Genomic DNA, 22,135 nt, shown 5'->3' with positions numbered 1-22,135 from the left:
TGGAGGTGACATCTGGAAATTTTAGAACTGGCGCATCTGCTCGTAGAATCCATTCTCGACAAAAAAGGCGCTGACATTTTATTGCTGGATATCCGAGGCGAGAGCATCTTTACAGATTATTTTCTCCTTTGCAGCGGCGATAACCCGCGTCAGTTGAAGGCGTTGGCCAACGCTATCACCGCCGACGCCAAAGAAAAAGCGGAAACCCTTCCCTGGGGTGTTGAAGGTGACCCGGAAAGTGGCTGGGTGCTGGTCGATTTCGGCGACCTGATCATCCACATCTTTTCCCCGGACCGTCGCGCATACTATGGCCTGGAAGATTTGTGGAATACCGGGCAGGTTTTGCTGCGAATGCCGTAAATACAGCCACGCACCGTTCATCGTGCCAACTTTTGACGCTACCGAAAAAAGAAGCGACCCACCAAAATGGGCGCTGCGAATAAAACAGATACAAAAAAAGTAACTGCCAAGCCCGATTGGACCAATCTCCAGAGAGCGTTGGTAGTCACCCAAAAAAAGAGCGATCCCGTTGGGGGATCGCTCTTTTCATTTTTCCAGATGAAGCGCGGCGGCTTCTATTCACGAATCCAGGGGTCCGTATTACGCGCCCAGGCAACCAGTTCTTCTTCGGCAAAGAAAAGATTGACTTCCTTGATCGCATTGTCGGCGCTGTCGGAACCATGCACCAGGTTGCGCCCAATTTCCATGCCCAGGTCGCCGCGAATCGTGCCCGGCTCGGCGGCCACGGGGTTGGTCGCGCCCATTGTCTTACGGGCGGCGGCGATGGCGTCCTTGCCTTCCCAGGCCATGGCTACCACCGGGCCTGACGTGATGTATTCGACCAGGCTGTTGTAGAAGGGACGTTCTTTGTGTATTTCGTAGTGCCGGGCGGCCAGTTCGGGGGAGATTTGCATGAACTTCATGCCCACCAGTTTCAGGCCACGGCGCTCAAAACGGTCAATGATGGTTCCCATCAATCCACGCTGCACGCCGTCAGGTTTGATCAAGATTAACGTTCTCTCCATGTGGTACTCCTGTAAGGCCAATCCAGAAAAATATCGATCCGGAAAAGGCGCGATTTTCTGGACTGGCTTGAGGCTTTTCCGGTATGGAATAGGACCATTCAAATTCCGAAAAAGCCTAAGCAAATTGTTAGAGGTCGTCCATGACCTCGCGGTAGATGTTTAACGCTTTTTGCAGGTTGCCCTGCTGTACGTAGGCATCGCCGAGGAGGCGGCGCAGCAGCGGGCGACGACGAAAGCGGGTTGAGGCGGCTTCCAGGTCGGAGACAATTGCGTCCAGTCCGGCTCCGGCGTCCACGAGGGATTGGTAGAGGGTGAGGGCTTCGTCGATATTGCCGGCATCTACCGCCGCGCGCGCCTGATTCAACCTATCCACGTCCAAACCGGCTCCTGCTGCTTCTTCCACAGATGGCCGCTCCGCCATCAGGGGTGTTTCCGCTTCGACTTCCTCTTCCGTCGTGGCATGCGACGCCAACGATTCCAGCGTCAGCAGCGCACCCGTTTCCGGCAGTGTAAACTCCGCCGCTTCCGCCGCCGCTTCTTCGGCAATGAGCCAGTCATCCAGGTCCGCTTCATCCAGCCCCGCCAGCCAATCCGGCCCTTCCGTCGGCGTCTCCGCGGAGAGCCAATCGGGGAGCGACTCGGCCACTTCCAGTTCGCTCATTGCCTCCCAATCAAAAGCAGGCTCCACGGCAGCCGTTGCCTCCGCTTCCACCTCGTCCGCCACCAACCAATCAAGATCAATCTCTTCGGTCGGAGCCGCGGCGGGAGGGGTTTCCAACTCCCATTCCTCTTGCGCCATATCGGCCAGGGCCAGACGCACCAGCCAATCCAGCGCCGCCACTGAATCTTCGGGCACTTCTTCGTCCCAAACGGCAGCATCGGCGGAGACAACTTCCACCGGCGGCGGGGCGACCGGTTCGGGTATTGGCGCAGTTTCCGGTTCTGTGGGTACGCTGATAGACAAGTCGTCTGCTGCCGGCATTTCCGCCACTTCTTCCACCGGTATCGGAGGTTGTTCCGCCACCGGGGGACGTTCCGTCACCGGGGGACGTTCCGTCACCGTTGGCAGTTCGTCCAGCGATGCGCCCTGGCGCGCCGCCAACTGCTCCAGCCAGGCCATCGCCGCTTCTAGATCGTCCGGCACAACATCCGCCACGGCCATTTCCGCTTCCGCTTCCACCGTTTCCGCTTCGGGCGCTGCCGCCTCCACGGCCGGCGGCTCCGGCGCGGGCGCTTCCTCTGTTGTAGGCGATTCCGTCACCGGGTAACGTTCCGCCACCGTGGGCAACTCGTCCAACGGCGCGCCCTGACGCGCCGCCAACTGCTCCAGCCAGGCCATTGCCGCCTCCGGATCATCAGGAATCTGGGCGGCAAAATCCTCAGCCGACAACGATTCGTCAAGCCAACTCTCCAACTCCGCTGCTGCGGATCGTTCCGCTGGCGGCGCTGCCGGCATTTCCTCTTGTTCCACCGCCGCGACAACGTCATCAGGGGCAGCCTCGCTGATCGTTGGCAGTTCCTCCAACGGCGCACCCTGGCGCGCCGCCAACTGCTCCAGCCAGGCCATCGCCGCTTCCGGGTCCTCCGGCATCTCCGCCGCCAGCGCTTCCGCGGCGGCTGGCGTGGCTTCCACTTCTTCCTCCGGCTCCAATGCCGGCACTTCCTCCGGCTCCGAGACAAGAGCAGGAAGCTCGACAGCCGGTTCCGCCTCCGCCGCCACAGCAGCAACCGGCGGTTCCGTCGTCGGGGGACGTTCCGTCACCGTCGGCAACTCGTCCAACGGCGCACCCTGGCGCGCCGCCAACTGTTCTAGCCAGGCCATCGCCGCTTCCGGGTCTTCCGGCATTTCCAGAGCCAGCGCCCCAACCTCCGTCAGTTCGGCGGCGGGGAATTGGTCCGCGGCAGCCGGCTCTGGCTCCGCGCCAATGACGTCCGCGTACTTTTCCGCGGATACCGCCTCGTCGATCGTTGGCAGTTCCTCCAACGGCGCACCCTGACGCGCCGCCAACTGCTCCAGCCAGGCCATCGCCGCCTCCGGGTCCTCCGGCACATTGGCGAAAATGTCGTCCTCATCGCCATCGTCGGCGGCCATGGTGAGCGCATCGCCGCTCAGATCGCTCCCCGCGGCCATCTGCCCCAGCCAGTCATACGCCTCGCCCGCTTCATCTGGCAAAACCGCCTCATCGCTCACATCGTCCCCTTCACTGAGCCGGGCAAGCCAATCCAGGTCGGCGTCGGGCACGGCGGCATCTTCAGGCCAGGTAAGCGTCGGCGGTTCCTCCAAAGCGGCCCCCTGTCCGGCGGCAATCTGATCCAGCCAGGTAAGGTCAGCGTCAGCCAACTGGGCATCATCCGGGGAGGCATCCTCGGTTGCGGCGGCAGGCGGCGTGGGTGTCTTCAGCCAACTGGGGAGTTCCGCGTCCTCCAAACGGGACTCGGATGAGGGGGGTTGCAACCAGTCGGGAAGCGCACCAACATCATCTCCACTGTCCAGGTCCATTTGCAACCAGTCAGGAATCTCATCCAGCGCCGCTTCTTGCGCCGCTTCTTGCGCCGCTTCCTGCGCCGCTTCCTGCGCCGCTTCCTGCGCCGCTTCTTGCGCCGCTTCTTGCGCCGCTTCTTGCGCCGCTTCCTGCGCCGCTTCTTGCGCCGCTTTCTGCGCCGCTTCTTGCGCCGCTTTCTGCGCCGCTTCCTCATGCGGGACTGGCTTCATGGCGGCAGAGGCTTCTTCTTCCTCCGGTGCGTCCAGTTGGTCGTTTCTGGAGTCGTCGATTTCGCTCATGGCTTGAACCTCGAATTGTAGCGCTGGCGGGAGCACCTGGCCTGATTCCGGGTCGTCCGTGTGCTCCACAGCCAAATCTTGCATCATTTCATCCAGCCATGTGGTCAGATCGCCCGAATCCGTCATGGCTACGGTGACGTTTTCCACGTTGGCGCTGAACGGGTCCGCGTCGGTATTTTCCCGGTCGGCCAGAGTAGCGAACCAGGTTTGCAGGTCTTCGTCGTCCGTATTCGGCGCGTCAGATTGGTCGTCGGCGAGAAAACCACTTAAAGCCCCGGTATGAACCGCCGCGGGAAAGGGGTCGGGGTCTTCGGCTTGCCAGGCGGGAAACTCCCCTTCGTCATCGGGAGCGGCGTCAATGCCGGCACGTACCCAGTCAGGCAGCTCTCCTGTAGGAACCTCGTCTAGCGTCATCATCAGCCGCGCCTCCGCCGCAGGGGCATCGTCGGCGTCATCATCTTCCTCGTCGGCAGCCAGCAGCGCCAGTTCGTCCAGCAGATTAGATGCCGGCACAGATTCCTCATCCCCATCCGCTTCATCGTCACGCAGCCAGTCGGGCAGATTCGCCACCAACCGCGGGTCTGGCATGACCGGCGGCGACACAGCCGCAACAGGTTCCGGTGGGGCATCGCCATGTTCAACCAACGTCTGGTCCAGCCAGTCGGCAAAATCGGCATCGGCGGCGGCGAAGGCCTCATCCATGTCCACCAGATCAAGCGCCGGGGACGTTTCCATGCCGTCGTCATCCTCCAGGATGGGTAAGGCGTCGTCAGCCGCTGCGTCCATAGGCGCGACATCTTCTTCCGATTCGTCTTCGACCATCAGCGTCGGCGATTCGCCTGTAGGCAGCGGTTCAGCGGCAGCGTCGAAAAGGTCCATCCCCGTCTCATCGCTAATCTCACGCAACCAGTCCGGCACGTCATCGACGATGGCGGTGGGTTCTTGCGGCGGGGCTTTGAACCAGTCCAGGTCGGGCGTGTCGTCAAACCAGTTTACGTCCACGGCATCGTCGGATTCGTCGAGGCGGGTGAGTTCGCTGACCCAATCCGCCGCGGGTTCGGCGACTTCTTCGTGCAGCAGTTCGGCGTCATCCAGTTCGTCCACCCATTGTTCCGGCGGCACGGGCAAAGCCCCTTCCGTGCGGAAAGCGCTGCCAACGGGCGTTTCCAACGCCGCGTATTGATGATCCAGCAGTGTCAGCGGCTGCAATCGCTGCATGTAATGATGCGCTTCACTGATGCGCCCTGTTTGCAGCCAGACCTCTGCCAGAATAGCGTTTGCCTTGATGCAATTAGGCAGCGTTTGCAGCAAGTTCAGGCAAATAGCCACGGCATCCACGCGCTGGTCATCGCGCCAGAGCGCTTCGGCCAGCAATGTTTGCAGGTCCACGCGACCGGGGTCGGCGGCCAGCAGTTCGCGGGTGGCGGCAATCGCTTGCGGATAAAGACCGCTGCGATAGTGCAGGCGGGCCAGCGCGCCTTGCGTAAGAATGAGGCGCTCCGGGGCGATGCCATCTCGCTGGGCGTAGAGGGCTTTCAACTCGTCCTGGATAACGGCGTTGTAGGGATCGATCTCGAAGGCGCGCTCCATGTGCCAGATAGCCTGTGTCTGGAGTTGTTCCGCTTTGTAGGCAATGGAAAGACCAATGTGGGCGATAAAATCTTCTGGATCGGCACTGAGGACGCGCTGGAAGAGATCCACGGCGCTGCTGTACTGCTGCTGCTCCAGGAAGGCCTTACCCAGGAGGCGATAGGTGGCGATATGGCGAGGATGCTGGTTGAGAATATGCCGGCAGTGCGTCACGGCTTCCGCGAGGCGGCTTTCCTCAATCAGTTTTTCGATCCGTTCATGGTAGGCGTGTATGGAAATCTCGCTCATGTTGCTCTGCGTCACCACACCCCGGGTCAACTGCCCGTATTCAGCTGCCGTCTTGGATAGCTTGTCAGTAACCGTCCACAAAGCGCGAGCATTTGCTGTTCGACGGTCACTTATGGTCAACCTGGGCGTATTATGCGGAATTCCCCTCAGAAAGCAAATGTCGATGGCGCAGATCCGCAATCAGGTCGGACACATCCGCTTCGGGGTGTGGCAAGGGACCGAGCGGGTCGCGCACCTCCTGCCGCCCGGTGAGCGCGGTGAGCAAATTGAGGACGCCATAGGTCAAGGCTTTTTGCAAATAGCCGCCTTCGAGGATAAACAAGATGCGCCCCTGGCACTGCTCCGTAGCAACACGCAGCAGCGTGCGTACAATCTGGGCGTAGCCTGTGAGTGTAAGGCCAGAGGCGGAGAGGGGATCGGCCCAATGGGCGTCGAATCCGATGGAAACGAGGACGAATTCGGGGCGGAAGGCGGCGATCTTGGGGCAAATGACTTCGGCAAAAAGCCGCCGGTAGCCGTTGTCGCCGACGTAGGCGGGCACGGGAACGTTCAACGTGAAGCCGCGCCCTGGACCGCGACCCGTTTCGTGCGCCGCGCCGGAACCAGGGTAGAAGTAAAGCGGCAGGTAGAGATGACTGGTGATGAACAGGACGGTAGGGTCGTCGTAGAATATGTCTTGTGTGCCATTGCCATGATGAACGTCTACGTCTATGACGAGGATGCGGCGCAGACCATAGACGGCCTGGAGGTGGCGGGCGGCAACGGCGATGTTGTTGATGAGACAGAAGCCGCTGACCTGGGATTTGCCGGCATGATGCCCCGGTGGACGCACAATAGCCAGACCATTGCCGCTGTGGCCGCGCATGATGTGGTCGGCGGCGGCGCAGCAACCGCCGGCGGCGAGCCGGGCCAGGTCGTAGCTGGCTTCGGTGACGTACGTATCACCGCCGATGAAGCCGCCGCCTTCGCCGGCCATTTGGCGCAAGGCGCGCAGGAGGCGCGGGCTATGGACGCTGATGAGTTGTTCGTCCGATGCCGGCACGGGAGGCACATGCGCCACCCGCCCCCAAATCCCATCGGCGCGCAAAAGATCGCGGATCGCCTGTGTCCGTTCCGCGTTTTCCGGATGATCGGGCCAGGTGTGGGCGAGGGCGGGCGCATAAACGAGGCAAGTCGGCAATTGCTGGTTCACACTATCATTTTACCCCAATTTTGCCGGCAACGTAGAATGCATGAAACTGACATAAGTCCTAAGTGGCTGTCCGCGATTAATTTAGCGGAAATGTGCGGACAGCGGCTATCATGGACAGCGGCTATCCATGATAGCCTGGCAGTAAGCGTCCGTAAAAAGTATGAAGTTGTTTTCGGACGGTTACTGAGGGCACATCCGTCAATAAAGGCTTCGCTCGGGAATTGACGGATGCGCTTGCAGGGTTCTAAAGTGACCGCCTATAATCGTCGCGGCACTGCCCGTTTCCCGTTGCCCGCTCAATACGCGAACGGCTAATGGAAATGATCGTCCATTAGCCGTTCGCTCTTTCATCTCCCCCAAACCGGGTCATCGGGCGGTGACTACTTGCCCAACGCCTCCAGCAGCATCCCCACCAGCCCGCTGCTGCCAAAGGAGACGACAAGGCCGGCAAATACGACGGAGACCATGGACATCAGCTTGATCAAGATGTTCAGCGAGGGACCGGAGGTGTCCTTGAACGGATCGCCCACGGTATCGCCAACGACGGCGGCCTTGTGGGCGATGGAGCCTTTGCCGCCATGCGCGCCGGCTTCGATGTACTTTTTGGCGTTGTCCCAGGCCCCGCCGGCGTTGGACATCATCACCGCTAATGAGAAGCCCGTGGTCAGGCCGCCGACAAGCAGGCCCAACACGCCCGCTGGGCCAAAGAGGACGCCAATAACCACGGGGACGGCAATCGCCAAGACGGAGGGGGCGATCATCTCTTTTTGCGCGGAGGCGGTGCTGATTTCCACGCAGCGGGCGTAGTCTGGTTTGTCCGTGCCCTGGAGGATGCCGGGGAGTTCGCGGAATTGCCGCCGCACTTCTTCCACCATGCCGCCGGCGGCGCGCCCTACGGCGCGCATGGTCATGGCCGAGAAGTAGAAGGCGGTGGCCGCGCCGGCAAAGATGCCGATGAGGACGGCGGGGTTGAGCAGGGTGACGTTGAAGTAGGTCATGAAATCGGGAATGGTCATCTGCTGCACGGCAATGGTTTTGCCGGCAATTTCCAACTGCTCCACGCCGCGAAACTCAATCAAACCCAGGCGCAATTCCTCCAGATACGCGGCCAGCAAAGCCATTGACGTGAGCGCGGCGGAGCCAATGGCGAACCCTTTGCCCGTGGCCGCCGTGGTGTTGCCGACGGCGTCCAACTGATCGGTGCGCTCGCGCACATGCGGGGGCAGGCCGGCCATCTCCGCGTTGCCGCCGGCGTTGTCCGCGATAGGGCCGTAGGCGTCGGTAGCCAGGGTAAAGCCAAGCGTGGAGAGCATCCCCACGGCGGCGATGCCGACACCATAAAGCCCCATGAGCATGTTACCGGTTCCACCGGCGGCGTAGAAGCTGATGGCGATGCCGATGGCAACCACGGCCACGGGCAGGCCGCCGGATTCCATACCTACGGCTAACCCTTCGATGAGGGCGGTGGCGGAGCTGGTTTCCGCCTGGACGGCGATGCCGCGCGTGGGGTCATAGGCGTGGGAGGTGTAGTATTCGGTGGATTTGCCGACGATGATGCCCACGACCAGGCCGGTGACGATGGCGATCCAGATGGCGAAGGCGTTGGGCAATTCGAGCAGGTAGACGACGCCGAGGCCGAGGATGGCGATGCCGAGGGAGCTGCCATAGAGGCCGCGGCTGAGAGCGGAGATAAGTTTCTGTTGGCTGGCTCCTTCATCGGCACGTACGAAGTAAATGCCGGCAATGGACAGGAACACGCCCACCGCCGCCAACACCATCGGCGCGGAAAGATAGCGAAGCTGCATGACGATCCGGTCTACGCCGCCGAGGAAGTCGGCGGAGGCCGTGGCGACGGCGGCGACACCTAGCGCGGCGGTTGCCAGAATGGAACCGGCATAAGATTCGTAGAGGTCCGCGCCCATGCCGGCAACGTCGCCCACGTTATCGCCCACATTATCCGCAATCGTCGCCGGGTTGCGCGGGTCGTCCTCAGGAATACCCGCCTCCACCTTGCCCACCAGGTCCGCGCCCACGTCCGCCGCCTTGGTGTAGATGCCGCCGCCCACGCGCGCAAACAGCGCCTGGGTGGACGCCCCCATGCCGAAGCTGAGCATGGTGGCCGTGATCTGCGGCAGCGGATTGGCCCCGCTGAGGAAGCTGTCGGGGAACAGCGCCGGGAACACATAGTAGAGAATGAGGAACCAGACGGCAATGTCCAACAGGGCGAAGCCGACGACAACCAGCCCCATGACGGCTCCGGCACGCAGCGCGACCTGGAGACCACCATTCAGGCTTTCGCTGGCCGCCTGGGCGGTGCGCGCCGAGGCGTTGGTGGCGGTGCGCATGCCGATGAAGCCGCACAGGCCGGAAAACAGGCCGCCGGTGAGAAAAGCGACGGGAATGATGGGGTTTTGCACGCCGACAAGGGCCAGAATGGCGAAGATGAGGAAGAGCGCGGCAAAAGCCAGGGCCACGATGCGATATTGTTGGCGCAGATAGGCCATGGCTCCTTCGCGTACCGCCTGGGCGATTTCGATCATGCGCGCGTTTCCTTCGCTGCGCTCCATGACGGAGCGGTAGAAGTAGACGGCAAAGATCAGGGCTACGATTGCCCCAATAGGAGCCAGCCACCAGGCCAGAGGCAAGGGGGCGCGCCCTGCGGATTGGGGCAAAATGCTGCTGTAGATGTTGGCGATATTCATTTGCGGGACCTCCGAGATTCGTCTGGACTCGTCCCCTGTTGGGCAGCAAACAGCTTGAAGAAGGTGAGCCGTTTGTAGGACCAGGTGGCGGCGGTGGGCGAGGGGCCAGGGCCGCGCAGTCACTGTCGGTGTGGCGGCGCACCAGAGAAAAGGGGCACGCCGCGACTCACAGTCTGGCTTCCGGGTGATGCACACATCGCGGCGGTCAGGCTAGCGCCAGGCAGTGACGAGTCAATCTGTTTTAATGTCTGCCAGGCGTTCGTGCTGTCCGCGAGCGGCTGGTAGGCGATAATGACGTGCCGGCATTTTTACAAACATCGGCGTTAACATAAAAAAAGCGGGGATACCCGCTCTCGGTTCATTTTGTAGGTACACGGGGTGTACAAAACGTGGGACGTAGGTTTGAAACGAAGCGATTGTAATAGAGTTCACAATCACTGTCAAATGAAACTGACCGGTCATTGGTGCTGATGAGAAAAGGGGGGCAACTATTCTTTGCCACCACTTCCCTGGCGTAACCACTCCGGGTTCGCGCCGGCCGTAGGACAATTTGCCGAAATTGTCCCTTCACGGCGGAGGACAATTCAGCGAATTGTCCTACAGCAGGCAGCAGTCAACTGAAATGAGACACACCCTTTGCCAAATCGCCCGCCCGCACCGTAGGACAATTTGCCGAAATTGTCCCTTCACGGCGGAGGACAATTCAGCGAATTGTCCTATAGCAAGCAACAGTCAACTGAAATGAAACACACCCATTGAGAAGATGCTCCAACAAGCAAGAACCCTTCCAACGCATCCGTCATTTCCAAATCTTAACGCCCTTAACCTATTGCCTGCGCCTTTGGGCCGTTGCCGGAGCCTGCCGAGGGCAATATGGGCTTCGACAAGCTCAGCATGCAAACGGTGAAATGCCGCTTCCAGCTTCCGGAGCCTGTCGAAGGCAGTGTGGGTGTGGACAGGCTCAATCCGGGAGAGGGTGCGCGGTTGCTCCCTAGCGCACAATCTCAATAGCGTCCACCACCTCGCTCCCAAAGCCATAGGCCGACCCATCCCAGTAGAGATCAGGCTCAAAATCGCAAGAAGCATTACTTCCTAACACGATGGGATGGCAAATGAAGATGTCGGACCCGGTGCCGCTCACGCCGCTGACACTAAAATTGCCATCCGTCGTCAGGTAGATGTCACCGTTTGCCGGGTCAATCCACACACCCTTCGTGTCTTCGCTGGACGAGTTGCCCAGACCCACATCAGAAGCATCCAGGTACAGGTTCCACGTGCCGACCGTATCGGTTCCCAGGTTGACGGGAGAAAATAGAACCAGGTCCTCGTCATCTCCCGACGCGCCGCTAACGTTGTAGCTGCCAACAAAGCTCATAACCAAACGGCCATCCGGGCGAATGTGCAGCGCGTCAACGTCTTCACCGCTGGTGCTCAAACCCACGTCGGAACCGTCGAAGTAGAGGGAAAAAGTGCCGGACGTATTCGGCCCAAGCAACGCAGGCGCGAAATGCACAATATCGGAATCATCCACGGAGATGCCCCCCAGGGTGGTGGACGAATCCACGCTCAACAGCAGTGAACCATCGGCCAAGAAGGAGAAGGCATCCACGTCCCCCGTCAGCCCCACGTCGGAGCCATCAAAAACCATGGCCCATTCGCCGCTGCCCGTGTCGTAGCTGATTATGTCTTCATCATTAAAGGAAATGCCGCCCACATTACCGTTCGTCGTGGAACTGAGGTAGATGACGTCATGGGGAGGGGCGACCGGCGCGCCAATTGTCCAGGTGCCATTGGTCTGGTTCGTAAAAAAGATACGGGGGCCATAAGTCCCGGTTGTAATGGGGAACTGTCCAGCGGTGGAGACATTGTCGGGAACCTGCGCCTTCCACAGCAATGAGTGGGCGCTCAGATCAACGGCGACGACATAAGAAGAGGAGACACCGCCACCCTCCTGGGAAGAAGATGCGCCCACGATCATAACGGGGGTGCTGTCCGTCCCCATCAAGGTCATGGCCGAGGAAGGAACGTGAACGCCAGTCTCTCCCACAAGCTCGTCCAGATCGATCTGTTCCAGCACGTCGCCGATACCATCCCCGTTGGTGTCATACATACTCAGGCGATATAGCCAGCGGTTGTCGGAAAGTGGATTTCCGATGGAATAGGCCCACATACCGCCGCGCCTGTCGAAGGCAAACGAGGCTTCCATGTGCCCGGGCATGCCTTTGGTCCACAAGAGCTGGCGGGTTGTGCCCAGGTCGCGCAAGGCGTAGATGGTGGGGGTATCGGCGCCGGCCAGATCGCGGTCACCATCAAAATAGATCATATCGGCGTCGTAGGCAAAAGGGCTGGTGCCGCTGGGGCCGTTAAACGGGTAGTACCAGGCCACCTCCAGGGAGTCGGGGAGGCCGCCGCCGCTGGAGACCATGTCAATCGCGTAGAGGCGCCCGGAGGAAGTGTCAACGTTGTGATTGGTGGAAATGTAAATGCGGTCGCCGCGCACGGCGGGCGTGTTGGCTGTGTGGTAGCGTCCGCCGTTGGCGACCAGGTCCAGGGAGGCCAGCATCGTGCCGGTGGCGATGTCGTAGATGGAAACCGGGCCGCCCGCCGTGCCCATGACGATCACGCCGCTGTCGCTCATCACCAAACTGATGGGGCGTCCGCCGGGGGTGGGGGTGTTCCAGAGGAGGTTGCCGCTGGCACCGAAGCGGACGATGCGCTCGTTGTCGGCGGCTACAACGCTCCCCGACGCCAGCACCAGGGGGGCGGAGCTGAAGGCGGCGCAGTTGAGCGTGGTTCCCGACCCCCACATGCGGTAGGGCATGCCGTCGTTGCCGGCATAACCGTAGGCCACGAGCGTATCGACGACATCTTCGCAGGGGGTGTTGGGGAAATCCTGGGGCAGGCGGCCAAAAGTGCAGACCGCGGAGGTGCCGTTGGCAACGCAGCCGAGGCCGCGCCCGGAACCAATCGGATCACCCGTACTGGTGGTGACGGTATCGTGCCAGATAATTTGCGCGCCGGCATCGGGAGGAGCCATGCCCGCCCAATCGCTCATGCGCGAATCGCAGTGCGCCATGAAGCAGCCAAAAATGCCCAACAATTGCCCCTCCGTCCCTGACTTTTCCGTTTCCGGGGTGGCGGCTGTGGCGACGTGATGCGTGATGAAGAGAATGCCGGCAATGCCCGCTACCAATAACACCCATAAACCCGAACCACGAACCTTATTCATCGACAACAATCCTCCGTGACAACTTTCCGCGTAAGATAGTGGTCAGTATTTGCCGTCCTGCAAGAGCAAGATAGCAGGAAAGCTCAACGTTCGTCCTGGACGTTGAGCTTTCTCCAAACAGACGACAAAAACAGCGCCGACGGCTATGGTGTGCCGATCACCCACGTACCGTTGGTCTGATTCGTGAAGAATATGCGAGAGCCGTAGGCTCCCCCCGTGATGGGGAACTGGCCCGAGGAAGAGACGTTATCCGGAACCTGCACCTTCCACAACAGCGCGCGCGTGTTCAGGTCAATCGCCACAACAAAGGAGGAACTGACACCGCCCCCCTGGAGGTACGCGGAGGCGCCCACAATCATCACGGGCGCGCTGGCCGTGCCGGCCATCGTCATGGCGGAAGAGGGCACATGCACACCCGGCTCGCCAACCAGCGCATCGAGATCAATTTGCTCCAGCACGTCGCCAATACCGTCCCCGTTGCTGTCGTACATGCCGATACGATAGAGCCAGCGATTGCTCACGGGGGGATTGCCCACGGAATAAGCCCACATGCCGCCGCGCTTGTCACGGGCAAAAGAGGCTTCCATCTGCCCGTTCATGGCTTTGGTCCAAAGAAGCTGCGGCGAAGCGCCCAGGTCGCGCACGGCGTACATGGTGGGAGCATCCGCGCCGGCCAGGTCGCGGTCGCCATCAAAGTAAACCATATCCATATTGAAGGCAAACGGGCTGACGCCGCTGGGTCCGTTAAATTCAAAATACCAGGCCACTTGCAGGGAATCGGGCAAACCGCCACCACTGGATACCATATCAATAGCGTAGAGGCGACCGGAGGATGGATTGACGCTGTGGTTAGTGGAAATGTAAATGCGATTGCCGCGCACGGCGGGCGTGTTGGACGTGTGGTAGCGTCCGCCGTCCTCAATCAAGTCCAGGGAGGCCAGCATCGTTCCCGTGGCGATGTCGTAAATGGAAACCGGGCCGCCCGCCGTGCCCATGACGATAGTGCCACCATCGCTCAACACCAGGCTAATGGGGCGTCCGCCGGGGGTAGGCGTGTTCCAAAGGAGGTTGCCGTTGGTGTCGAAGCGGACGATGCGCTCGTTGTCGGCGGCCACGACGCTGCCCGATGCCAGCACCAGGGGGACGGAGCTGAAAGCGGCGCAGTTGAGAACAGTTCCCGACCCCCACATACGATAAGGAACGCCGTCGTTGCCGGCATAGCCATAAGCCACCAGTGTATCGACGACATCTTCACACGGCGTGTTGGGGAAATCCTGCGGCAGGCGGCCAAAGGTGCAGACGGCGAAGGTGCCGTTGGCGACGCACCCAAGACCACGCCCGGAACCAATCGGGTCCCCCGTGCTGTTGGTGACGGTGTCATGCCAGATGATTTGCGCGTCGGCGCTGGGGGGGGCCATGCCCGCCCAATCACTCATACGCGAGTCGCAGTGCGCCATGAAGCATCCCAGGGGAATTTGCATTGGCGCGTCCAGTTGCCATTCCATTTGGGCAAAGACGGTGTGATGAGAGAAGATTAATGTGATGCCGGCAATGACAGTCACCAGAACAAACCACGCGACAAAACCACGAACCCTATTCATTGACAAAAAATCCTCCGTAACTTCCTTCTGTTCTGTCCACACATATCAGTCATTTCACACGTCGCCACGAAAGCGACGAAAAAAACAGGGAGTAGTGACCATTGCTCCTCAAAAACATGTGCCTTGCGCGAATGGGAGCGAAATCTGAAGACAGATTGTTGATTTACGCGGGGAAAAAGTATGCTGCTATTCATTTTTGTCGCCCGGACCGTGGGAAAACCTGCCGTGACTATACAGGTCATCTGCCCAGATTGGACCAATTTGCTCTGGTTGAATCTTATTGATGTCTACAAAATTGGTCCAATCTCTCGGAGACGTGAATAGTTACAACCTGCCGCGCTCACCAGGGTGCCAGACAACTTCATCCTTCGTTCCCAAAATATACGGTTTTCCGTTGTGCGCTACGCGCCTGTAAATACCCAGAAGCGTCCCACTACCAGGGTATTAGCAGGCACAGCTTACCCAACCACGAATCGCATGAGGCCCAACTTCTCAATATTCTGGGGAAACCGCCACCTGAGCCTGTCGAAGGTCGTCGGTTTCGACAGGCTCAACCAACTTTGCCCCACTTTATTGAGAAGACGTAACGACTAACGCTCTGGAGATTAGAAAATTGGTCCAATCTGGCTTAGCAGTTACGAGAAAACACTACAAGGCCAACAAAAGCAGTTGTTCTTTCTATTGAAGATCAGGCAGCACAGCCTTTTTCCACTTTTGCTTTAGAAAATTCGGTTGTCGAGAAAAACGTGGGCGGCTTTCCGTATACGCCAGCGCATTGCCGTCGCAAGTGGTCTTGTCACCGCAAGGTCGGGAACAAATTTACCCCGGTAAGCCACCAAACTGGAACAAGAAGACGACGAATAGCAGTGTGTCCGTTTGATGCAACCCATATTGCCGTATATGACAAATAGCCGAAAATGGTTTTCGATAACCAAGTGGGTATGTACTCAAGTACTAAATTGCATCAGGAATAGGCGCGTGCATATTACATGAAAATCCAGAATTGGCAAGATAATTGCCGGTGAAATCAGGCCGAATACGGAAACTCGTGCGTTGGTGCCCGCCCAAACGCGCCGCAAACCCGCCCACGGCGCACACAGGACAAGAAAAGAAGGGCGGGCACGCTGCCGGGCGGTTGTGGAAGGGGGGCAATCCGTGTTGTGGCCCCCGTGTGCATAGGCGGTATTTGACATTTCCCCCTGGCTATGGCAAACTTGCGTTCACCTAAAGGCCCCCGTAGCTCAGAGGACAGAGCGCTGGCCTCCGGAGCCAGAAGCCCAGGTTCGAGTCCTGGCGGGGGTATGAAAAGTGCCGGCATTTCTGCCGGCACTTTTTCTCTACATACGCCCCCTCCCCCACCAAATGGCGCTACTTTTGCACCGCCGAAGCCGCCAGCGTCGCCTGCAAACCGCGCAAAAGTTGCTCCCGCTCCGCCGCCGTCAGGCGCGCGTTGGCATGAATCAGCGTATACTGCAACGGTGGCATCTCCCCACTATTGAGGGCCTTATCGATCTCATCCGCTTCCTCGCCACGCCGCCGGCTCGTCCCCCATTCAGAAAAATTCAGGTGGCTGCGCCCCTCTTCCACATCCCGCTGCACCAGCCAGGAAGCGGGCGCGATGTTCGTGTACCAGGGCCAGACCGTTTCGTTGCTGTGGCAGTCAAAACAGGCCGTTTGCGCCAGCGCCCGCGTCTCCGGGCTGTCCCAGTTTGGTTCCTTAATCACGGGCGGGTTGGTATGGTTACGTCCATAGGGCACCAGTTGGATCAGCAACAGCAACACAACCAGCCCGATCAGGACATTGGCAATCATACGCCCACGACTACGTTTCTTCATTGACTTTTCTCCTTGCGACTTCTATGCTCGTCCATCGCGGTTCCGCGCCAGTCTGACGACCGGAACCGCCTTACATAAACCCTTGAGTATAGGGTGTTCATCTCCAAAACGGCAAACATGGAGAAGCGTTTATTACGCTAGACTAACCTGCGAGGAATAGTCGCTTGAGCGGGGGAAAGGTTATGGGGCGGATTTGCTTTTGGCGGAAAATGCCGGCACAATCCCCACACATAAACCAGAAATAACGACGAACCCTCGCGTCGGCTAAGCCGGTTGCCGGCAACAGGCTGACAATCAAAAAACACCCGACGCGAACCACGCGCCCTCGCCATCCACCCACGGTAAACCACATGCCGCGAACCACACGCATCATGCAGCGGCGTCTGCGCCGCCAACAAAACCGGGGAGGAGGCAAACGCCTGGCCCTGCGCCTCCTCGCCGTCTTCGTCGCCCTCTCGCTCACCGCCCTCTTCCTCCTCACCTTCACCAGCGTCACCACCGTCGCCGCCGTCTACGCCTACTTCACCCAAGATCTGCCCGACTTCACGGAAATCGAAACCCTGGGCCAGAATACGGACACCTTTGAAACCACCAAAATCTACGCCTGGGGCGCAGATCAGGACCACGACGGCAGCCGCGACCTCGTCCTCATCAATGAAGTCATCGACCCGCGCGGCGGCGACCGACAATGGCTACCCTTCGCCCAGATTCCGCCCGCCGTCATCGACGCCACCGTGGCCATCGAAGACCGCACCTTTTGGACCAACAGCGGCTTCGACCTGCAAGGCATTGGCCGCGCCTTCTACGAATACGTGCTGCAAGGTGGCTCCATTCAAGGCGGCTCCTCCATCACGCAGCAGCTCGTCAAAAACAACCTCATCGCCCCCGAACGGCGCGTCGTCGTCGGCCAGGTCTCCTTCGATGACTATCGCCGCAAAGTGGAAGAACTGCTGCTGGCGCAAGAAATCTCCCGCGTCTACACCAAAGAGCAAATCCTGGAATGGTATCTAAACACCAATTTCTACGGCAACCTGGCCTACGGCATTGAAGCCGCGTCCCGCGTTTACTTCAACAAGCCCGCCGTGCAACTGACCATCGCCGAAGCAGCCATGCTGGCGGCCATCCCTCAATCCCCCGCCCTCAACCCCATCGACAACCCCACGGAAGCAAAAACCCGGCAAGAACTGGTGCTGGATGCCATGTTCCGTGAAGGGTATCTCACCCGCGAGCAGTTGGTCACGGCCAAATACACGCCTATCCAGACGCAATCCAGCGTCGCCAGCCGCTTCGACATCATTGCGCCCCACTTCGCCCTCTACGTGCGTAAGGCATTGGAGCAGCAGTTTGGTCCGGAAATGGTACTGGGCGGCGGGCTGCGCGTCTACACGTCGCTGGACCTGGAGATGCAGCAGCAGGCGGAGTGCGTCATGCGCGCCCAGGTAGCCCGTCTCTCCGGGCGCGTGGGCGACGAACTGCCCGTAGACGAGCGCGCCGCCTGCGCCGCCCTCGCCTATCTGCCGCCCCTGCCCCGTGCCGACGTCGGCATAGACCATAAGGTGAACAATGCCGCGCTGGTGGCCCTGGACCCTACCACGGGAGAGATCAAAGCCATGGTCGGCAGCCTGGACTATTGGAACGAAGCCATTGATGGCTCCTTCAACGTGGCCGTAGATGGCCTGCGCCAGCCCGGTTCCTCCTTCAAGCCGTTTACCTATCTCACGGCGTTGAGCCAGGGGTATACGCCGGCGACGATGGTGCTGGACGTGGAAACGGATTTCGGCACGCCCTACAACGGCGTCGCCTACGTGCCGCAGAACTACGACCGCCGCTTTCATGGTCCCCTGAGCATCCGCCGCGCCCTGGCAAACAGCTACAACGTCCCCGCCGTGCAGGTGATGAGCTGGGTGGGCGTGGATAATGTGATCCGCACCGCGCACAGCCTGGGTATCACCAGCCTGGACCAGGGCGCCAACGCCTATGGCCTTTCGCTCACGTTGGGCGGCGGGGAAGTGAAACTGCTGGACATGGTTTATGCCTTTTCCGTGATGGACAACATGGGGGTGATGGTGGGGCAGCCGATCCCCGAGGAGCGGCAGCGGCTGGGCTTCCGTGGCCTGGACCCCGTGGCGATTTTGCGCGTGGAGGATCGTGCCGGCAATATCCTCTACGAATACAACCAGCCACAGCGGCGCGAAATCCTCACCCCGCAGTTGGCCTTCCTCATGAACGACATGCTCTCCGACCGCAACGCCCGCTGCGCCGGCTTTGGCTGCCCCAATGCCCTGGAACTCCCCGACAACCGCCCCGCCGCCGTGAAGACGGGCACAACCAACGACTACCGCGACGCCTGGACGGTCGGCTATACGCCGCGGTTGGTGACGGGGGTGTGGGTGGGCAACACGGACAACACGCCCATGGAGAATGTGCCCGGCTCTAAAGGAGCGGCCCCCATCTGGCACGCCTTCATGAGTTGGGCACTGGCGGAAGAGCCGTCGCCGGGTTGGAACCAACCTGCCGGCATTGTCGAACGATCCGTCTGCTACCCTTCCGGGCTGCTGCCTACCGACCTCTGCCCCCAAGTGCGCGAATATTTTATAGAAGGGACGGAGCCAACGCTGTACGACAACATGTACCAGGCGTTTCGCGTCAATCGGGAGACGGGGCGACTGGCGACCATCTCCACGCCGCCCGATCTGGTGGAGACAAAGGTGTACCAGATTTACCCGGAACAGGCGGCGGACTGGGTGCGGGAGAACGAAATCGAACAGCCGCCGACGGAATTTGACACGCTGACCGGCGGCGGCGAAAGCCAGGGAGAAGTCGCCATTCTCTCGCCACAGCCCTTCCAGTTTGTCAAAGATCGGCTAACCATCGTGGGCAGCGCCCGCGGCGACAACTTCGCCTACTATCGCCTGGCCACGTTCAAAGGCCTCACGCCGGTGGATGTGACGCCGATTGTGGACAACGTGACGGAGCCGAAAGATAACGCCGTGCTGGGGGAGTGGGACGTGGCAAACCTGAACGGTCTGTACACCATTTTGCTGACGGTGGTGCGCGCGGACGGCACGTTTGCCGAAGCCAGCGTGCAGGTGACAATTGACAACACCCCACCCACGGCGGACATCCTCTTCCCGCTGCCGGACCAGAGCATTTTCACGGACGAGGAGTGGGTGATCATCCAGGCGCAGGTGACGGATGACGTGTCGGTGGCGCGGGTGGAGTTTTATGTGGACGGCGCGGGCGTCCCCTTTGCCATCAGCACGGTGCCGCCGTTCACGGAAAAGTGGACAATACCTGGACCAGGCTGCCATCAGTTTCGCGTGGTGGGGGTGGATGCTGCCGGCAACGAAACCCCCAGTCAACCCGTTCGCGTCTGTCTCGTCGCCCGTTGATCCCCCTTCAAGGAGCCAATCAGCCGCTTTGTCGCTATTTTGTACATGAATCGCACAGATTAAGCGATTCTGAGACATATTTACAAAACATGGACATTATCAGTGCATTTGTTGTATTATCCCTTGTGTCGCGCTGCGATAAGAAGCCCTGAAAAATCACTATGTTTCACACAAGGAGAAACAATGAAACGCCTGACAATCTTTTTGTTCGCCCTGACGGCCTTGATGGCCCTGGCCTTGAATACGGCCCAAGCCGCCGAGCCAACCGCTGCTGATAGCCAGGCTAATGCGCGAGTGCGCGTGGCCCACGCCTCCCCCGATGCCCCCGCCGTGGATGTTCTGGTGGATGGGGCAGTCGCTTTTGCCAATATCCCTTTTGAAGAGATCACGAACTACGCCGCGCTTCCTGCCGGCACGTATAACATCCAGGTCGTCCCCGCCGGACAACCCGGCCCGGTCGTCATCGAAGCCGACCTCACCCTGGCCGCGGGAACAGACTACACCGTCGCCGCCATCAACACCCTGGCGAATATCGAGCCGCTGGTGATGATCGACAACAACAGCCTGCCCGCCGTGGGCAACGCCCACGTTCGCTTCGTCCATGCGTCGCCTGACGCCCCCGCCGTGGACATTGCCGTCGCCAATGGCGGCCCCGTCCTCTTCGGCAACGTGGCATTCGGCGAAGTGGGCGACTATCTGCCCGTGGCCGCCACGACGTATGACCTGGAAGTACGCATTGCCGGCACAAATACCGTCGTCCTCTCTTTGCCCGGCATCGCCCTGGCTAACCGCACCGTCTACACCGTTTTCGCCACCGGCTTCGCCCTCGGCGGGCAGCCGGCGCTGAACGCCGTCCTCGTCGCCGACGCCGGCCCCACGCGCGTTCGTGTCGTCCATGCCTCCCCTGATGCGCCCGCCGTGGACGTTCTCGTCAATGGCGCTGCCGCTTTCACCAACATTCCTTTTGAAGACGTGACCGATTACGCCATTCTTCCTTCCGGCAACTACCAGGTCCAGGTTGTGCCGGCAGGGCAACCCGGCCCCGTGGTCATTGACGCCTACCTCGATCTGGAAGCGGGCACGGACTACACCGTCGCCGCCGTGAACACCCTGGCGAACATTGAGCCGCTGGTGCTGGTGGACAACAACGACCTGCCGCAAGACGGTTGGGCGCACGTCCGCTTCGTCCACGCCTCCCCCGATGCCCCTGCTGTGGACATCGCCGGCGAGGGTGGCAACATCATCTTCAGCAACGTCGCCTTCAAGGAAGCCACCGCGTACACGCCCCTGCTCGCGGGCACGTATGGCGCGGAAGTGCGCCTGGCGGGCACGAACACCGTTGTTCTCTCCATCCCCAGTGTGACCGTGGATAACCAGATTGTGTACACCGTCTTCGCCACGGGCTTTGCGCTCGGTGGGCAGCCGGAACTGAACGCCGTGGTCAGCGCGGACGCCGGCGCGGCGCGTGTGCGCGTGGCGCACCTCTCGCCTGACGCGCCTGCCGTGGATGTGCGCGTGAATGGCGCCGTGGCTTTCGCCAATGTGCCCTTCGAAGAAATTACTGACTACGCGGCGCTGCCCAATGGCGCTTATCTGGTGGAAGTTGTGCCGGCAGGCCAGCCAGGCCCGGTCGTGATTTCCGCGGTGCTGGACCTGCAACTGGGCACGGATTACACGGTGGCCGCCGTGAATACGCTGGCAAACATTCAGCCACTGGTGTTGGTGGATGACAACACAATCCCGATGGCGGGTAAGGCGCACGTACGCTTCCTGCACGCTTCGCCGGATGCGCCGGCGGTGGATATCGCCGTCGCCAATGGTGGGCCGGTGTTGTTCAGCAACATTGCTTTCACGGAAGTTGGCGGGTATTTGCCCGTTGATGCCGGCACATACGACCTGGAAGTGCGTCTTGCCGGCACGAACACCGTCGTCCTCAGCCTGCCCGGCATCCTGCTGCAAGCGAAAACCGTCTACACCGTTTACGCTACCGGCTTCGCGCTTGGGGGAACCCCCACACTCAACGCCGTCATCAGCCGCGACGCTGCCGGCATCAAGCCTGTCCTGGAAGTCAACTTCCTCTTCGACGATGGCGACGGCTACAACCTGAACAACTTCACCCTCTACAGCAACCTCTCCTTCGTGGACGGCAACAACGACACCGGCTACTGGATCTTCCAACCCACCAACGACCGCCTCTACTTCGCCTATAACAACGGCGGTTGCGATGGCGCTTACCTGGGCGCGGTCAACGGAAACAGCATTGCCGGTCTGTACATCTGCCGCGACGGTTCCGGCCAGGCGGGCATCTGGTTCGGCACAGTCAACGGCGCGACGGCGCAGCTCCCCGTGAGCAACGACGTTCCCGCCTCCTTCTGGGCGCGTTAAAAGCCCATTTGCTTCTGGTCTCCTAAAAAAAGAGACGGTCCCCTCGGGGGCCGTCTCTTTTTTGTATCTACTAACGCTCTCTGGAGATTGGACCCATTTCACCAGAGAAAATT

General features: G+C 60.3%; 10 protein-coding genes and 1 tRNA gene. 4 read left to right on the top strand and 7 right to left on the bottom strand.

Annotation, left to right across the window (positions count from 1 at the left end; translation table 11 throughout):
* Positions 1-12 precede the first annotated feature (12 nt).
* Positions 13-360, top strand: a complete 348-nt coding sequence (gene rsfS / locus H6650_18265; protein MCB8953955.1) for a ribosome silencing factor — start codon at positions 13-15, stop codon at positions 358-360.
* Positions 361-575: 215 nt separating this feature from the next.
* On the opposite strand, the gene ndk is transcribed toward rsfS, so the two are convergent.
* From ndk to H6650_18235, 6 genes are all read right to left on the bottom strand, one after another.
* Positions 576-1,025, bottom strand: coding sequence for a nucleoside-diphosphate kinase (gene ndk, locus H6650_18260; protein MCB8953954.1), 450 nt, complete (start codon positions 1,023-1,025; stop codon positions 576-578).
* Positions 1,026-1,152: 127 nt separating this feature from the next.
* On the bottom strand, positions 1,153-5,685 hold the full coding sequence (locus tag H6650_18255) for a tetratricopeptide repeat protein (GenBank protein MCB8953953.1): 4,533 nt from the start codon (positions 5,683-5,685) through the stop codon (positions 1,153-1,155).
* Positions 5,686-5,815: 130 nt separating this feature from the next.
* The gene (locus tag H6650_18250; protein MCB8953952.1) at positions 5,816-6,877 is read right to left on the bottom strand and encodes a histone deacetylase; all 1,062 of its coding nucleotides are present in this window, start codon (positions 6,875-6,877) and stop codon (positions 5,816-5,818) included.
* A gap of 380 nt (positions 6,878-7,257) precedes the next feature.
* Positions 7,258-9,579: a sodium-translocating pyrophosphatase gene (locus H6650_18245; protein MCB8953951.1), complete on the bottom strand. Its 2,322-nt coding sequence runs from the start codon at positions 9,577-9,579 to the stop codon at positions 7,258-7,260.
* A gap of 991 nt (positions 9,580-10,570) precedes the next feature.
* Positions 10,571-12,808 (bottom strand): hypothetical protein, encoded by a 2,238-nt coding sequence (locus H6650_18240; GenBank protein ID MCB8953950.1) that lies wholly within the window; start codon positions 12,806-12,808, stop codon positions 10,571-10,573.
* Positions 12,809-12,951: 143 nt separating this feature from the next.
* The gene (locus H6650_18235) at positions 12,952-14,409 is read right to left on the bottom strand and encodes a PQQ-binding-like beta-propeller repeat protein (protein ID MCB8953949.1); all 1,458 of its coding nucleotides are present in this window, start codon (positions 14,407-14,409) and stop codon (positions 12,952-12,954) included.
* A 1,230-nt stretch (positions 14,410-15,639) separates the two neighbouring features.
* Here H6650_18235 and H6650_18230 point away from each other — a divergent pair.
* Positions 15,640-15,711, top strand: a tRNA-Arg gene (locus H6650_18230).
* Between the two features lie 66 nt (positions 15,712-15,777).
* On the opposite strand, the gene H6650_18225 is transcribed toward H6650_18230, so the two are convergent.
* Positions 15,778-16,221, bottom strand: coding sequence for a heme-binding domain-containing protein (locus H6650_18225; protein MCB8953948.1), 444 nt, complete (start codon positions 16,219-16,221; stop codon positions 15,778-15,780).
* A gap of 374 nt (positions 16,222-16,595) precedes the next feature.
* On the opposite strand from H6650_18225, the gene H6650_18220 reads away from it, so the two are divergent.
* Positions 16,596-19,637 (top strand): transglycosylase domain-containing protein, encoded by a 3,042-nt coding sequence (locus H6650_18220; protein MCB8953947.1) that lies wholly within the window; start codon positions 16,596-16,598, stop codon positions 19,635-19,637.
* Positions 19,638-19,820: 183 nt separating this feature from the next.
* Positions 19,821-22,022 carry a DUF4397 domain-containing protein gene (locus H6650_18215; protein ID MCB8953946.1) on the top strand — a complete coding sequence of 734 codons (2,202 nt, stop codon included), beginning with the start codon at positions 19,821-19,823 and terminating at the stop codon, positions 22,020-22,022.
* The last annotated feature ends 113 nt before the right edge of the window (positions 22,023-22,135 follow it).

The sequence above is a fragment of the Ardenticatenales bacterium genome, assembly GCA_020634515.1.
Taxonomy (GTDB): Bacteria; Chloroflexota; Anaerolineae; order Promineifilales; family Promineifilaceae; genus JAGVTM01.
The sequence above is the reverse complement of the archived record's forward strand: the minus strand, read 5'-3'. Positions and strand labels throughout refer to the sequence as shown.